This window comes from Nocardia vermiculata NBRC 100427 (assembly GCF_001613265.1).
Classification (GTDB): Bacteria; Actinomycetota; Actinomycetes; order Mycobacteriales; family Mycobacteriaceae; genus Nocardia; species Nocardia vermiculata.
On the sequence record NZ_BDCA01000002.1, the window covers coordinates 364,107 to 380,250 of the forward strand.

A 16,144-nucleotide genomic window follows, 5' to 3' on the forward strand; every position below is an offset into this window, starting at 1 on the left:
CGCTCACCACTGTGCGTCGTCGTGTAATGCCGCCTCGAGCAGAGCCAGTTCGGCGGCGATCGGATCCTCGGCAGTGATCGGATCCTCGGCCTCGGGCGGGCCGAACTCGGGTGGTCGGGCCGGCGCCTGGGGCACGGATCCGTTCGAGCCGGTTTCCGGGGCATTCTCGGATTCGAGAAGCGCCAGCAGATGCTCGGCCGCCTTGTCGATACTCGGGTAGTCGAAGCCGAAGGTCGCCGGTAGTGCGACACCGAAGCCGTCCTGCAGGCGCGACCGCAACTCGACCACCGCCAGCGAATCCATGCCGAGTTGGGTGAAACCCGCTTCGGGATCGACCAGATGCGCGGCATCGAGCCCCAGCACCGCTTTGACTTCGGCAGCCGCCAGTTCGCGCACGAGTTCGCCGCGCCCGGTGCGCGCACCGGCGAGCACTCGCTCCCGTAGCGCGGCCTTCGGTCCGGCGTCCACCGGTGCCGCCGCGGCCGACGTGCCGTACCACGGGTCCGCACCCGCTGCCGCGGCCAGTTTGGGCCAGTCCAGGTCGGCGGCGACCACCGTGGCACCGCCGGCGTGCAGATTTCCGAGCAGCAGCCGAAGCCCCTGGTCGGGTGACAGCGGGCGGTAGCCGCGCAACCGGGCGCGTTCGCGTTCGCCGGCATCGAGCCGGGCCGCCATTCCGATCTCCCCCCACGGCCCCCAGGCGATCGCGGTCGCAGTGACTCCGCGGGCGCGCAGCACGGAGGCGTATCCGTCGAGATAGGCGTTGGCGGCGGCATAGTTGGCCTGTCCACCGGCGCCGATGGTCGCGGTCAAGGAGGAGAAGCACACCACGAAATCGGTGTCGGGACCGATGATTTCGCTCAGCGCGCGCAGACCACCCACCTTGGGCGCCAGCACCCGCGCGAAACGACGCGCGTCCAGGCCACCGATGGTGGCGTCGTCCAGGACGCCGGCCGCATGCACGATGCCACCCAGCGGATGGGGTGCGGTGCCGACGACGTCGTGCAACGGCTGTGCACAGATATCGGCGGTGTGGACCGTCACCGAGGCGCCGAGGGCCCGGATATCCTCCAGCAGACGTTCGGTCTCGGGATCGGGGGCAGTGCGGCCGAGCAGAATCAGGTGCCGGGCCCCCTGTTCCGCCAGTGCCTGCGCCACTCGCGGGCCGATCCCCCGCAGTCCGCCGGTGACGAGATAACTGCGGTCGGCGCGAATGGTGACCTCGGGCCCCGGCTGCGCGCGCCGCAGCCGTGCCACATAGCGCTGTCCGCCCCGGTAGGCGACCCGCAGCTCCGGCGACCAGCACCGGAGCTCGGTGACGAACCGATCCAAGGCGTCGCCGTCGTCGTCCAGATCGACCATGCTGCAGAGTAGTTCCGGGAATTCGCGGCGCACCACAGTGGCGATGCCCCACCGCATCGTCGCTGCCGGATCGACGACATCGGCGTCGCCTAGCACCGCCTGGGCCCCGCGGGTCGGCCACCAGACCCGGACTCCCGCGGCAGCCAGTTCTGTCAGTGGCGCGACCGCGGCGGCACAGTATTCGGCAGCGGCATCCACATACGCCCCGGTTCCGGTCTCGGACACGAGCGGCGAGAGTCCGCGCAGATCGACGAACCCACGGTGACCGCGGGTGCCGAGATCTCGCAGCCACGCGGAGTAGGCCGGTGACGAGGAGACCGCATAGGTGATACCGGAACTCACCGGGGCGCTGTCGGTGCCGAGCAGCACGGTGACCGCCGGAATACGGTGGGCGCGCAGGCGGGCGGCGAAGCGGCTCAACCGGGCCGCGTCGTCGTCGACGACCAGTAGCGACAGGTCCGCCGCACCCTCCGGTGCATCGCCGGTGCGCTGCCAGTGCTGTTCATGAGTGACGTCGGCAGCCTTGTGCGCCAGCGCACGTTCGACCCGGGCCCGGCTGATCCGCCGCGATTCGAACCCGTCGACGGCCACCACCAATTCTCCGGTGGCGCTGTACATCCGGATCTGCGCCGTGAAGGCCTCGTCGCCCGCACCGTGCCCGCCGATCAGCCGCGCGTGAATCCACAGCGGCCCTTCGGTGCGGCGGCCGGCGAAATAGTAGCGGTCGATACTGAAGGGCACATAGATGTTCTGCTGTGCCCGCAGCGCGGCGTTGTCGTACTTCCAGCAGCTGTTGAGTACCTGGAAGGCGGCCTCCACCAACCCGGCATGCATCGGTTCCGGGCCGGGATCCACTCCGTCGGGCAGCACTGTCCGGCACAGGGCCTCGTTGTCACCGCGCCAGATGGTGTCGATCCAGTGGAAGGAGTTGCCGGTATCGAGCCCGGGGACCCACACGTCGCGGTAGAACTCGTCGCCGGACAACTCCTCGGCGCACCGGGTGCGAATCGCATCGATATTCGGTTCCGTGAGTGGCGAGTCCGGCTCGGGCGGTGTGCTTTCCAGCACGGTGCGGAACAGGGCGGGCCACGCGGAACCGGTGGCCGACGCCGCGGATTCCTCCGCTGCGACCAGGGTCACGTCCCAGTTCCCACCGGCGGGCCGCAGTATCAGCTGTGCGCGGCGGCGGCCGTGATCGGAGACGGCGAACGGATTCAGGAACAACGTGTCGCGCAACGCGTACGGGCCGTCGATATGGTTGGCACCCGCCGCCAGCACCATCGCGATATGTGACGCGCCGGGCACCACGGCGGTGCCGAACAGCCGGTGATCAGTCACATAACCGGGCGCATCGCAGGCGAAGTCGCGTTCGTATCGGATCTCGTCGGACAGCGGCAGTTCCACCGGCCGCCCGGGCAGTCCGACATCGTCGCCGCTCTGGCCTCGCGGGCGCGTCGCGCGTTCGGTGTCGACCCAGTACCGCGAGCGTTGGAAGGCGTAGGTGGGCAGCGGAATTCGTGCTCCGATGGCGAAGGGCCCGCACGGGTGCACGCAGATGTCGTGCCCCTGTACATAGAGTGTCGCCGCCGCGAGTGCCAGTGTGCGCCCGAAGTCCTGCGGGCCGTCGGCGGCGAGCACGGTGTGCGCGCCGTGACGATCGGCAGCCAGCCGCAGCCGGGCCCGGTCGTCACTCCTGCCGCCCAGCACCAGCAACCCGGCGCTACCCGCGGCCACCACGGCGGCAACGCAGGCCTCCGGCCCGCCGAGCATCGAGCCGAGACGAATCTCGTCGCGCGTCTCCGCACCGGTCAGGGCAGGAGCCCCGGACACTGCCCGCTGCAGCGCGGTGGCCAGGTCGATCGCACCCGACAGCGCCGCGGCGACGTATTCTCCCGTGCCGTAGCCGATGATCGACTCCCACCGCAATCCACCGGCCGACCACAACCGAGCCAGTACATACTGGTGCAACAGGGCCTCGGGTACCTCGGCGATGTCGGCAGCGGATGCCGCGGCCTGTGCCTGCTGCCAGGCCTCGGCGACAACGGGGTCGGAGGCGAAGGCGCCGAGGAACTCCGCGATGCCGTCGGTCGGCGCATCACCCAGTACCAGGCAGCAGCTGCCCGGGCCGATGTCGGGCCCGCCGGCGAGCAGCGTCGCGGCCGGCTCTGCCAGCAGATAGGCCGCCAGCGCCGCACGCAGTTCCGGTACCGAGGAGGCGACCACCGCCAGCCGCCGAACATGCTGGGCACGTCCGAATCCGGTGGTGTAGCAGATATCTTCGAGGGCGATATCCGGGTGACCGTCGAGATGGTCGAGATATCGCCGGGCCAGCTCCCGCAGTGCCTCATCGGTCCGTGCGGATAAGCGGAACAGTCCGGACCATTCCGCGGGCCGCTGCCCGGTGCTGCGGGCCGGAGGCGCTTCCAGGACCGCGTGCGCGTTGGTACCGCCGATGCCGAAGGCCGACACCGTAGCGATGCGTGCGCGTCCCTCCGGCCAGGGGCGCGTCTGCGCGGACACCCGGAAGGGGGTGTGCTCCCAGGGGATCCGGGTGCTGGGCTGCCGTAGATCGGCCAGCCCCGGCAGTGTCGCATTGTCGAGCGCCAGCACGGTTTTGATGAATCCGGCGATGCCCGCCGCGGTGTCGAGATGGCCGATGTTGGCCTTCACCGAGCCGACCTCGCAGCGGTCCGCCCGCGGACCACCGAAAGCCTCGGTCAGTGCGGCGATCTCCATCGGGTCACCGAGTGCGGTGGCGGTGCCGTGTGCCTCGACATAACCGATGTCCGCGGCGCGGATGCCCGCAGCCCGGTGCGCTCGGCGCACGACCTCGACCTGACCGTCGATGCTCGGTGCGGTGAAGCCGACCTTCGCCGCACCGTCGTTGTTGATGGCGCTGCCCCGGATCACCGCGAAGATCCGGTCGCGGTCACGCATCGCGTCGTCGAGCCGTTTCACCACGACCACCCCGGCGCCGTTGCCGAATACGGTGCCCGCCGCGTCGTCGTCGAATGCGCGGCAGTGCCCGTCCGGGGACGCGACCATCCCGTCCTGATGCAGATATCCGACCTGGTCGGGCACCCGGATCGCTACACCGCCGGCCAGCGCGATCTCACATTCGCCGCGCGCGATGGCCTGACAAGCCAGATGTACCGCGACCAGCGAGGTGGAGCACGCGCTCTGCACTGTGACCGCCGGTCCGTGCAGATCCAGACGGTAGGCGAGGGAGGTCGGCAGGAAGTCGGGTTCGTTGCCGACCTTGACCTGATAGTGCTGAGCGGACGGTAGCCGGGTGAAATCGTCGGCGAAGTACCGATGGAAATAGCTGCTGGGCAGGCCGCCGACGAACACACCGGTGCGGGGGCGTTGCGGAGCGCCGCCGTACCCGGCATGTTCGAGAGCCTGCACCGCGCATTCCAGCAGCAGGCGGTGCTGCGGATCGGTGACCTGGGCTTCACGGGCGGTGAAGCCGAAGTAGTCGGCGTCGAATCCGGCGATATCGTCCACTGTCGCGGCGATGCGCACATAGTTGGGTGCCGCGATCCGGTCGGCGGATTCACCGGCGGCGAGCAGTCGCTCCTCGTCCAGCTCGGTCATCGTGGTGCGCGCACCGGCGATGACCTCCCAGAACTCGTCCAGGTCGGCGGCGCCCGGTACCCGAGCGGCCATGCCGATCACCGCGAAGGGCCCACCGTGATACTCGTCGCCGCTGTCCGGCGGCTCGACCGCCTCCACCGCACCGGCCAGTGCCGCCGCCAGAGTGGCCACGGTCGGATATCGGAACAGATCGGTCCGCGCGATCGGAATCGCCAGTTCCTGTTCCAGGGCGAGATGGACCCTTGCGACCAGCAGCGAATTGCCGCCCAGATCGAAGAAATTCGCGTCGGCGGGCACCGTGTCGCAGTCGAGCACCTGCGCCCAGATGTCGGCGATGGTGACCGACAGCGCGTTCGCCTCCGCGGCGACCGTGGGAACGGTCCGGACCGCATCCACCGGCTCCGGCAGCCGTCCGCGATCGATCTTGCCCGCGGCGGTGCGCGGAAACTCCGACAGCACCACATATCTCGCCGGAACCATATAGGCCGGGAGCAGGTCACGCAGGTGATCGCGCACCTGCCCGGGATCGACCACGGCATCCGGCTCGGTACCGACATATCCGATCAGTTCGCGGCGCTCCGGATCGTCGCCGAACACTGTCACCACGGCCTCGCGCACCCCGGCGGCGGTCCGCAGCGCCGCCTCCACTTCCCCTGCCTCGATCCGCAGTCCACGCAGTGTGAGCTGGTGGTCGGTGCGGCCGAGGTATTCCAGCCGGCCGTCGGGCAGTCGGCGTACCCGGTCGCCGGTCGCGTACAGCCGTTCCCCGGTCCGTCGATCGGCCACGAACCGATCGGCCTCGGCCGCCGGGTCGACATATCCCCGAGCCAGGCAGACACCGGCGAGATGCAGCTGGCCGGCCACCCCCACCGGAACGATCTGTCGCGCGCTGTCGAGCACCACGGTGCGCACATTCTCGATCGGGCGGCCGAGGGTGACCGTGGCACCGGGCAGTACTTGTTCACAGCTGACATCGACGGCTGCTTCGGTAGGCCCGTAGTAGTTGTACAGCGCCGTATTCGGCAGCAGCCGATGGAATTCGGCGGCCACATCGTCGGGCAGCGCCTCACCGCTGGTGGTCACGTACCGCAGCGAATCGCACCGGGCGACGCCCGGCTCCGCGAGCCAGGTTCGCAGCATCGACGGTACGAAATGAACGACCGTGATCTGCTGTGCACGAATGGTTTCCACCAGATACCGGGAATCGCGATGTCCCTGCGGCGCAGCCGACACCGACCGGGCTCCGTGCACCAGCGGGTAGAACAGATCCCAGATCGACACATCGAAGGTGAGCGGCGTCTTCTGCAGCACCCGATCCTCGGGCCCGATCCGAATCGCGTCGTGTAGCAGTCGATTACAGATCGCCGCGTGTTCGACGAGCACGCCCTTCGGCGTGCCGGTGGATCCGGAGGTGTAGATGACGTAGGCCAGGTCGGTCGGCGCACCGGCACGGACGGGAGCGGGATCGGCCTGTTCGACCGCTGCCCATTCGGCGTCCAGGTCGATCGCGGTCACGCCGGGCTGCGATCCCAGTCGTTCGGCGATCTCGGCGTCGTCACACAGCACCACCGCGGCACCGGAGTCGGCGAGGATCGCCGCCAGCCGCGCCTCCGGGTCGGCCGGGTCGAGCGGCAGATAGGCCGCGCCCGCCTTCATGATCCCCAGTGCCAGCACCGGAATCCGGGCCGACCGTCGAGCACAGACGGCGACCGTCCCCCGGGGCCGCACCCCGAGGCCCGCCAGATAGCCGGCTGCGCGGGTGGCGCGGTCATCCAGCTCCGCGTAGCTCAGCACAACCGAATCCGTTTGTACGGCAAGATTATCCGGGTGCCGTGCCGCTTGTTCGGCGATCAGCGCGGGCAAGGTGGTGGCGGTGCGGGCTACCACCGGGCCGGCGGCCCAGTCGTCGAGTGTGTCGCGCTCGGATTCGGGCACCATGCTCAGCGCGCCGACGGCGGCCTGGGGTGTGCTGGTGAGCGAACCGATCAGCTCTGCCCACTGTGCCAGCAGCCGGATGACGGTCTCGGCCTCGAACAGTTCGGTGTCGTATTCACACCGCAGTTCGCCGGTGGCCCGGTCGGCGACGAACACCAGATCGCAGGACACCACCGACTCCAGGGCGTCCTCCGCACTGTCCGGGTCGATATCGGCGTCGAGCTCGACGTAGGCGATCTGGAACAGCGGATTCCGGTCGAATATCGGTGCCGCGCCGGCTTTCTCGACCAGCTCGTCCGGGTCGAATCCGGCGCTGCCGGCGGCCGCATCCGCGCGTGCCCGCTCGAGGCGGTCGATCAGTCCCGCCGCGGTGGTCTCGGGCTCGACCGGTACCCGCACGGGCACGGCCACCGGCGCATCACCCGGTGCGAGAACCATCCCGAACGTGATGTCGTGATGTTCGCAGTAGCGATGAATCAGGGCGGCCAGCGCCGCCGCGGTAGTCGAGGCACCGCCGTGCACCGCGGTGCGATGTTCCTCCCGGGCCCGCAGGAAGCGCTGCACCGGCCCCCGCGGGAAATCGGAAGCGATGGCGATGACGCCGGGAAGGTATTGCACTGTCACTCGATCCCACTTATCCGGCGTGAACCGGTTCGACCAGGTAATTGCCGATGGCCATGACATCGAGTCCGGCCGTCGCGAAGGTGTCGAAGGCCTCGGCCGGTGTACACACGATCGGCTGACCCTTCACGTTGAAGGAGGTATTGAGCAGGATCGGTGTCCCGGTCTGCTGCCGGAACGCCTCGATGACGGTCCAGAATCGTTCATTGCGCTGCCGCGACACGGTTTGCACCCGCGCCGACCCGTCCACATGGGTCACCGCCGGCAGGCCCTCCCGGTATTCGGGACGCACGGCGGTGATGAACAACATCCACGCGTAGGTATCGACCTGAGCGTCCTTGATGTCGAAATAGGTCGTCGCGTACTCGTCGAGTACCGCGGGAGCAAAGGGCCGAAAACCCTCGCGCTTCTTCACCTTCGCGTTGATGATGTCGCGCATCCGGGGGTGGCGGGGATCGCCGAGAATACTGCGATTGCCCAGGGCTCGGGGACCGTACTCCATGCGCCCCTGGAACAGGGCACCGATCTGCCCGGCCGCCAGCCGCCGCGACAGTTCCGCGGCCAGCGCCTCGAAATCGTCGTACCGGGTGGCGGTGCACTCGGTTCGGGTGGCGAGGGTGGCCGCGATCTGCTCGTCGTCGAACTCCGGGCCGTTCAACGGTGTCGACAGGCCCGCGATCGGGGCTGCGCCGTCGCGCCGATGATGCACGTACAAGGCGGAACCCAGCGCCGTGCCGTCGTCACCGGCAGCCGACTGGACGAACATGCGCTTGAACTGCCGGCTGCGCAGAATAACCCCGTTCGCCGTGCAGTTGAGCGCAACGCCACCGGCCAGGCACAGGTTGGTCTCCCCGCTCAGACGGCGAAAGTATCGCAGCGTGTGCAGCAGGGTCGCCTCCAGCACCGCCTGCAGCGCGGCCGCGATATCGCGGTGGTGATCGGTGACCTCGTCCTCGGGAGAGCGAGCCGGTCCGAAGATCTCTTCGATCGCTTTCAGTGTCCCGCGATAGGTTTCGCGATCGAGTTCGGTTTCGTTGCGGTAGAGGATGGGAATGGTAAAAGTACCGTCGTCGCGCAGGTGGATCAGATCCATCACTGCCGCAAAGTGTTTGCGGTAGTCACCGTACGGTGCCAGCCCCATGATCTTGTACTCGTCGAGACCGAAAGCGAAGCCGAGATAGTAGGTGAAGACACCGTAGAGAATGCCGAGCGAATTCAGCTCCGACACCGTCGCGATCGGTTCGATTCCCGCATCCGAGCCTACGGCCACGGTGGCACTGTGCTGTTCACCCATCCCGTCCGCGACCAGAATCAGTGCGGAGTCGAATCCGCTGGGGTAGAACGTGCTGGCCGCGTGCGCGAGATGATGCGGGACCTGCACCAGCCGGTCGTCCCAGTCTCCGCCGAAGGTCTCCGACAGTTTGTCCAGCAGGACCTGCCGGGCGAAAACCGTGCGGAAGCGATCACGTCCCAGTCGGCTGTGCTCGAATTCCGCGCGCAACGGCTCATAGGAGAATCCGTGGGTGAGGATGTCGAGGTCGTCCACGGAGATCCCGGCGCGCCCACAGCCGAAGCGGATCGCCTGTTCGGGAAACGCTCCGGTCGCCTTCTCCCCCGTGAATCGTTCCTCGGCGACCGCGCTCACCAGTTCGCCCCCGTGCAGCAGCGCCGCGGCCGAGTCGAATCCCTGCGTGATCCGGTAGTCCCGCCAGTCCAGTCCGGGGAACCGGGCCTGCTTGAAGGGCACACTGTTGTGCAGGCCGCTGATCCCCATGATCGTCGGTTGCACCGCTGGCGTTTTCACCATCGAGAAAGCTCACAATCTTCGAGCCCGCGGACGTTTGCGGGCGAAATACTGTCTGGTCGCATACAGCTCGACCGCGACATCGGTGTCCGGCACAACCCGTTCCAGATAGGCCCGGTGGGCGTCGATGTCGGCCTGAGCGGCACCGGCATGTTCGAGATAGGCCGGCACGCACTGCTCGAAACCCAAGGCGTGCAGCATCTTCGCTTCCGGCATCGCCGATACCGGCTGGAAGCTGTCGCTGCGGGCGACGATGAATCCGGCCTCGGCGATCAGGTCCGGCGTGCGGGCATAGATATCGTGCGCGGCGCCGCGTGCGCGCCCCAGAGCGAACCACCAGTCGCGCCACAGATTCGCGGCCGGATCATCCTCGGGGACGAAACGCAGCGCACCCACATCCGACATCTCCAACAGCAGCGCACCGTCCTCGGACAGCATGCGTTCCATCGCCGCGAGTGCCACCACCGCGTCCGCCACGTGCATCAGCAGGAAGCGGCTGTACACCCAGTCCACCGTGCCGGCGGCCAGTGGAGCGTCTTCGATTGCGGCGTGCACGTAGCGCACCTGCGGCAGCTCGCCCACTCGGCGGCGGGCGATCTCGAGTTGCTCGGCGGAGGAATCCACCGCGTACACCAGGCCGTCCGGCCCTACCCGTTCGGCCAGCCATGCCGTCATGGAGCCGTGACCGCAGCCGATGTCGGCCACTGTCGCACCCACCGGCAGCCCGACCGACTCGAGGAATGCGCGGGAACTGGGGTTGTAGTGCTGATCGAGCAGGGCCAGGCGCGCCGCATCGCGGTCACCGACGGCCATGCTGTAGGTCATCCCTGCAGCCATAACCACACTCTCCCTACGACAGCCGCGCCGGTTCGTGATCGAGTGTGGAGGTCCACTGCAGGCTGTTCGGCTGCTCCGGATCGGGAAGCAGATAGGCTCCGTCCTGACGCGGCCGGCGCCCCGGAGTCACCAGCGCTACCGGCGGTCCCGCACCGAAATCCAGCCAGGAAGCGGGGATTCGCGACACATTGCTCACCAGGAAACCCGAACGCGGTGGATATCCCCACACTCGGCGCAACCCGGCAACACCGTGCACCTGCAGGAATACTTCGAGTTCGGCAACGGACTCGTCGATACGGTCAGCGGCCGTGGCGATCTCGTCGTGAATCCATCCGGCGATCTCGGGTACCGTCGCCTGACGCACCCGTTCGGTCTCGACATCGAGTAGTACCTGGATGAAGCCGTTGCCGAAGTAGGTCGGCCCCAATTCCGGGACATAGCGGCGGATATCGACCGGGCAGGCGAGCGTTACCTGTTCGGTTTCCGCGCTGCGCGTCATCGCGTAGTCCCGAAACAGACCGGCAGCCACCAGATCAGCGGTGGCGACGTCCGAATCGGCTGCCTGCGCGTCGAACTCGGTCAGGTCGAGTCGGCCGCTGCGCACCTCGAGTTCGGGCAGTTCGTCTTCGGGTGCCACGGTCACGAAGCCCGCCCGGCGCAGGGCGAGCGGATCTACCCGGTCCCGCCCACGTGCCTCGGGCCGGGTGAGCACCGTACGGTCACAGCGCGGCGACAGAAACCGGGACCCGCGCGACCGAGCCGCCCACGCGGCCAGGAAGAAGAACATGCCGTAGCCGTCGGCCAGTCCGTGCGACATGGACAGCCCGATCGCGGTGCCCTCGCCCCGGGTCACCACGCGGCCACGAGCCATTACCTGCCCCGGCCCGATCTCCACCGGGTCCAGGCATTCGCTCAGCGGAGTGCCCGCATCCGCGACCGTGGCGCGTACCTCGGGTCGCGGGTTGTCCACATCCATTGCCAGCGTCTGGTCGTCGAGTGACACCAGAGCCGCGTCCGCACCGACGAATTCACGCGCGGTCTCGGCATAGGCGGCGGCAATTCGCTCGGAGTCGAGCACCTCGTCGAATTCCACCACGAACTGCAGCGGACCGGCCATATTGGCGGTCCACATGTGATCGACGGTCGACAGTGGTACCGGCGCCATCGTCAGCTCCTTTCCAGCGTGTCGAATTCACCCTCCAGCAACCGGTTCCACATCACCCGGCGGCGCGGCTTACCACTGGTGGTGCGCGCGATGAGGCCACGGTCGCCGATGAACAACCGCAGCGAGGTCTCGGTGCCGAGCTGCCCGGCGAGAACTTGCCGCAGCCGGACCGCCTCCACCGGCTTGTCCTCCACCAGGACGGCTACCCGTGCGGCACCGAAGGCGTTGCCCGCCAGGGCGACCACCCGGTTGGCCGAGACACCGAACGCCTCGACGACCGCGGCCTCGATGTCCTCGGCGTACACGGTGCGGCCACGGACCTTCACCGCGTCCCCGACCCGGCCGATCGGATACAGCTGCCCCTCGACCAACAGCCCGGCGTCACCGGTCGCCAGGTCGCCGTTCCCGGCCCGGGCGAGGTCGCGGGTGCCCGCTGCGGTTTGGTACTCCTGCGCGACGCTCGGGCCGCCCACGATCAATTCCGCCGGTGCGCCGGGGAATTCGTCGTTGTCCGCGAGCCGAGCGGTCACGCCGTCGAGTGGTGCGCCGCAGCCGACCAGCCAGCGCCGGCCGTCCTCGAGCGGTGCCGACAGCAGATCCGACGGACCCTGCACCGCACCCGATTCGGGTGTCACCGCGATCGTCCGCACGGTCTCGGCCGGACGTAACCCGGACACCGCCAGCGTGCCCTCGGCCAGTCCGTACGCCGGGCACGGTGTCCGCGGATCGAAGCCGTAGGGCGCCAGCCGTTTCGCGAAATCGCGCAGCACCAACGGGTCGATGCGTTCCGCACCGACGATCATTACTCGCCAGGTATCGAAATCCATTTCGGCCAGTGCCTCGTCGGTCATCTTGCGCAGCAGATATCCGAGCGCGAAGTTCGGGGTCGCGGTAATCGTCGCACCGTCGCGACCGAAACACGACAGCCACGACAGCGGATCGCGAATGAAATCGATCGGTGTCATCGCCTGAATGTCGAGGTTCAGGATGGTCGGAGTGATGATGCAGCCGATCAGGCCCATATCGTGATAGGGGGGCAACCAGGTGGCGATGCGATCGGTCGGCCGAAACTCCAGCCATCGATCGATGGCGGCGCAATTGGCCTCCAGATTGGCCACCGACACTCGCACCGCTTTCGGCGATCCGCTGCTGCCGGAGGTGAATTGGAGGAGCCCGACCCGATCCGGCGCACATCCGGGTAGTTCGGACACTGCCGGTGCCACGGTCGACTCACCGACAATCGTGATCCCACCCGAGGATTCGACCACCGGATGCACCACGGCGGCCAACTCGTCGGCGACGATGATCGCCGACGGCGAGGCCGCGGCGAGCAACGCCGACAGTTGCTGCCGGTATGCCCCCTCGGGCTGCAGCGGAAGCGGCGGAGCCAGCGGATTCGGGGTCGCACCGGCGGCCAGCACACCGAAGAAGTTCGCCATGAACCGTTCCGGTGCCGACTCCACGATGGATACGACCGCGCCCGGCCGGACCCCGGATTCGAGGCAGGCCGCGGCGACCCGCCGGACCTGCCGGGCGAGACTCGGATAGGGCACGTGGCGCCATGCACCGTTGTCGGCGATGGTCCAGCCACGCTCCGAACCGTCGTAGGCGAGCCAATCCAGCAGGCCGGTCACGGCTTGTTCGTCCGCAGCGCGTCGCACACCATCTGCTCGATATCACCGACGGTCACCACATTCGTGGCACCGGAGTCACCGCCCGCGTCGATGCCGAAACGCACCTGAATACCCAGCGCCAGTTCGATCAGGGCCAGCGAGTCGTACCCCAGCTTCTCAGCCAGCACGTCGTCGGCGGTGAGGTCCGCCTCCGGTTGCGGTGCATGCCTGCGAACCAGTTCACGCACCTGGTCGCGCACTTCATTTTCGTCCACGAAAGGCTCCCGATATCCTTTGCTCTATCGATCGATATATTCGACCGGATGCGATTCACCGTGTAGTCGTTCGTATTCCGAAGCGGCATCCGAACAAGATTTCCGCCACGTTTCCACAAGTTCCGCGCCGATGTCGTCCGGAATTCCGATCGAGTTCATTCTCCGACCCAGGGAACTCGCCGCGAATTCCCATTGTTCATGAAGCACTTCGGCCCGTTTGCGCAATACCGGGACCAGTCGCGGGAACGGATCTCGCGTCTCCGGATCCACCAATGTCCGGGCGGCCGCGGGCACATGCTTACGAATCATTTCGACGATGTGATCCCGATATTCGTCACGCACCCCGTTCCGCAACGCCAGGACACCGAACGAGATATGCCGTGATTCATCGCGAGCCACGTGGGTGATGCCGGTGCGCAGCGTGTCGAACTGCGGCAGTGCGCGCACGGTGCCGAGCACGGTGTGCAGCCCCGTCATCGCGACCGCCCCTTCGACCAGCAGGTGGTAGACCACCACCCCCTCGAACCAGGCATGGACGTCGGCCGGGTTCTCACGTACCCGCTCCACCGCGTCCCGCAGCGCCTTCTCGAACAGATCACCCACCCGATCGACGCCGCTGACCTGCGACAGTTCCTCGTTGCCGAGGGTTTCGGAGAGGAACGCCAGGTAGCGCCGGAAGAAGACGGTATGCCGCGCCTCATCGGCCAGCTGGGTCGCCAGGTACAGCGTGTAGTCGCGCTCGGGAGCGGCGTAGGCCAGCGGCGCCAGCGTCTCGGTGACGGTCGTCTCACCGACCAGGAAGCGGGCCAGCGTGGCCAGCAGGGGCAGGCGTGCGAAGGCCGGCAACTGCCGCCACCCCTCGCCGTCCCGGTCGTACTCCAGTTTCTCGGCCTGCCACTGCTGCGACTCCCAGCGCCGATACAGATCGAGTGCGCCGACCCGCCGGGTGAGATCCAGTTCGATCTCGTCGATGACTGTTGAATTATTCATCGCGAATTCTCGATCTGCTATGAATCTCGGCCCGTAGAAATCGATAGCAGAAAGCTTTCATTCACGTAGATCAACCCTTCCAACGCCCAGCTACCCACGCACAGCGTCCCACCTGCTGCAACGCGTCAAGACCCGTAACCACGCATCCGTACCGGAAGGGTTAAATCCTTCGATCTTGTGGACAGCGATTCCGCACGGTCACCGACCCTACTCCGTAAAAAGCTCGCGTTCCACTCCTAACAGAAAGATCACAAGGGCAGAATGTTGCCTATGAATTTGCCACCCACATGACCGTCTCACCGAGTGGACGGGCTCATTTCACATTTGTACCGGCGCCCCACGGCGACCACCACTCGATATCGGATGCCGGATGTTAACCAGCTATCGCCTTACGGCCGCGACTACCCGCTGTGTTCCCACCGGAGACGACATGGCCGCCGGGGTAGCGGTGCGCTCCCTACCGGCGGCCATCGTCCGAGTGCGGTTCTATTCTCCTGCAGCGCGACGGATTTCACCGCCGGCCGCCCGGTTCCTGGTCGTCCGGGCTGCCGCGGCGTCGAAGGGGTCCAGGTGGTCGAACAGCGGTTCCTCGTCGTCGACATCGAGAACCACCGCGCGGCGCCGGAGCGCGCGAGCGGCATCGCGATCCATGCCCTGCCGCCGACCGGCCCGCACCTCCTCTCGGACAACAGCTTCCGGACTGTCCTCTCCGGGTTTGCGCACGCCCTGGAGCCGGGAGGTACGGCGACGGCGGATGTCTTCCTCGTACCGGACCTGGCGTCGCAGATAGGCCAGATAGGCACCCAGGCCCACCACCGACAGTGCGCACGCCCACCACAGCATCGGGCTCATGACTATTGCGAATGCGGCGAAAAGTAGTGTGCTCAACACCAATCCGAGCGCGGTGCGCTGCCGGAACCGGTATCTGGTCGCCCGCGCGATGGCGTCGGCCTCCGGATCGTAACCACCACGGCCCCGGCGCGACGGCACGAAATCGCCGGTGCCGGACTCGTCTCCGGCCAGATCGGCGTCCGGACGGTCGTCGGCCGTGTCGTCGTCGAACCGGGGCTCACCAGCGGCATCGTCTTGCCGGGCCGGAACCCCGGCGGTGGGTGCAGGCGGGATACGGGCCATGGCGACGCGGGAGTGTTCCTCGGACTCGGGCTGTGCTGCGGACTCGGGGTGTGCTGCGGATTCGGGGTGTGCTGCGGATTCGGTGGCGGCGGTGGATTCCGAGGAGTCCGGATCGACGTCGCCGGCCTCGTCGACGAGATCATCGGCGTCTGCTTCGTCCTCCGGCCGGTCCGGGCCGTCGACGAGAGAGTCCGCAGTGTCCTCGTCCGATTCGGTCGCATCGGCTGCGGCAGGGCCGGATACGTCGTCCGGCAGGGCACGGCGCGAGGCGGCCGTGTCGGTGGCGTCGGAGTCGGCGGACCGGTCCGGGCCGTCGCCGGCGTCGTCGTCCGACCGGCGCCGAGTCTTCACTACCGCCGAGTCGGCGCGGTCGGGTGCGTTCGGGTCGTCCTCGGTGACGGGCTCATCGGCCTGGTTCGTCATCCGGTCCTCCGCATCATCGCCGTGGAAAAACCTTCTCTGCCGAGGGGTGGGCACCCAGTCCGGATCGGTCTCGTGTCCGGCGCCCGGCCCCTTCTTGGCGCGTCGTCTGGTACCACCTCGATGGAGCACCCGGGTTGCCAGCGCGGCATCCGTCGTGCGGCGAATGCGGGGATGTCGATCGGCGAGCATCGGAAACAGCACAAAGATCCAGAGTACGACGATTGCGATCCACAAGATCGAATTCGGCATCGCGCTCTCACCTCCGTCCCCGCCTTACGACCGCTCGGCACCCGTTTTCGCCTTGGCACCGGACGCACCACCGACGTCCGTAGGTTAATGCGGTGCCTCATGAATAGCCCGCAGGCGCGCCGTCCACACCTGTCCCACG

General features: G+C 67.6%; 8 protein-coding genes. All 8 read right to left on the reverse strand.

Annotation, left to right across the window (positions count from 1 at the left end):
* Positions 1-3 precede the first annotated feature (3 nt).
* Entirely contained in the window at positions 4-7,518 is a 7,515-nt protein-coding gene (locus tag NV2_RS05365; RefSeq protein ID WP_168436049.1) for an amino acid adenylation domain-containing protein, read from the reverse strand.
* Between the two features lie 10 nt (positions 7,519-7,528).
* The gene (locus tag NV2_RS05370; protein WP_067870102.1) at positions 7,529-9,322 is read right to left on the reverse strand and encodes a carbamoyltransferase family protein; all 1,794 of its coding nucleotides are present in this window, start codon (positions 9,320-9,322) and stop codon (positions 7,529-7,531) included.
* A 9-nt stretch (positions 9,323-9,331) separates the two neighbouring features.
* On the reverse strand, positions 9,332-10,156 hold the full coding sequence (locus NV2_RS05375; RefSeq protein WP_084473908.1) for a class I SAM-dependent methyltransferase: 825 nt from the start codon (positions 10,154-10,156) through the stop codon (positions 9,332-9,334).
* Positions 10,157-10,169: 13 nt separating this feature from the next.
* Complete coding sequence (locus tag NV2_RS05380; protein WP_067870106.1) at positions 10,170-11,321, reverse strand: acyltransferase; 1,152 nt, start codon at positions 11,319-11,321, stop codon at positions 10,170-10,172.
* A 2-nt stretch (positions 11,322-11,323) separates the two neighbouring features.
* Positions 11,324-12,982, reverse strand: a complete 1,659-nt coding sequence (locus NV2_RS05385; protein WP_084473909.1) for an AMP-binding protein — start codon at positions 12,980-12,982, stop codon at positions 11,324-11,326.
* Positions 12,952-13,209 (reverse strand): acyl carrier protein, encoded by a 258-nt coding sequence (locus NV2_RS05390; protein WP_067870110.1) that lies wholly within the window; start codon positions 13,207-13,209, stop codon positions 12,952-12,954. The genes NV2_RS05385 and NV2_RS05390 overlap by 31 nt, the downstream gene beginning before the upstream one ends.
* A gap of 24 nt (positions 13,210-13,233) precedes the next feature.
* Positions 13,234-14,199, reverse strand: a complete 966-nt coding sequence (locus tag NV2_RS05395) for a ribonucleotide-diphosphate reductase subunit beta (protein WP_067870111.1) — start codon at positions 14,197-14,199, stop codon at positions 13,234-13,236.
* 486 nt (positions 14,200-14,685) lie between these two features.
* The gene (gene sepX, locus NV2_RS05400) at positions 14,686-16,005 is read right to left on the reverse strand and encodes a divisome protein SepX/GlpR (protein ID WP_067870113.1); all 1,320 of its coding nucleotides are present in this window, start codon (positions 16,003-16,005) and stop codon (positions 14,686-14,688) included.
* Positions 16,006-16,144 lie beyond the last annotated feature (139 nt).

Bases quoted from the DNA above. Each gene is read 5' to 3' on its own strand.
- NV2_RS05380 (WP_067870106.1), bottom strand. From the start codon at position 11,321: ATGGCGCCGGTACCACTGTCGACCGTCGATCACATGTGGACCGCCAAT.
- sepX (WP_067870113.1), bottom strand. From the start codon at position 16,005: ATGCCGAATTCGATCTTGTGGATCGCAATCGTCGTACTCTGGATCTTT.
- NV2_RS05375 (WP_084473908.1), bottom strand. From the start codon at position 10,156: ATGGCTGCAGGGATGACCTACAGCATGGCCGTCGGTGACCGCGATGCG.
- NV2_RS05395 (WP_067870111.1), bottom strand. From the start codon at position 14,199: ATGAATAATTCAACAGTCATCGACGAGATCGAACTGGATCTCACCCGG.
- NV2_RS05370 (WP_067870102.1), bottom strand. From the start codon at position 9,322: ATGGTGAAAACGCCAGCGGTGCAACCGACGATCATGGGGATCAGCGGC.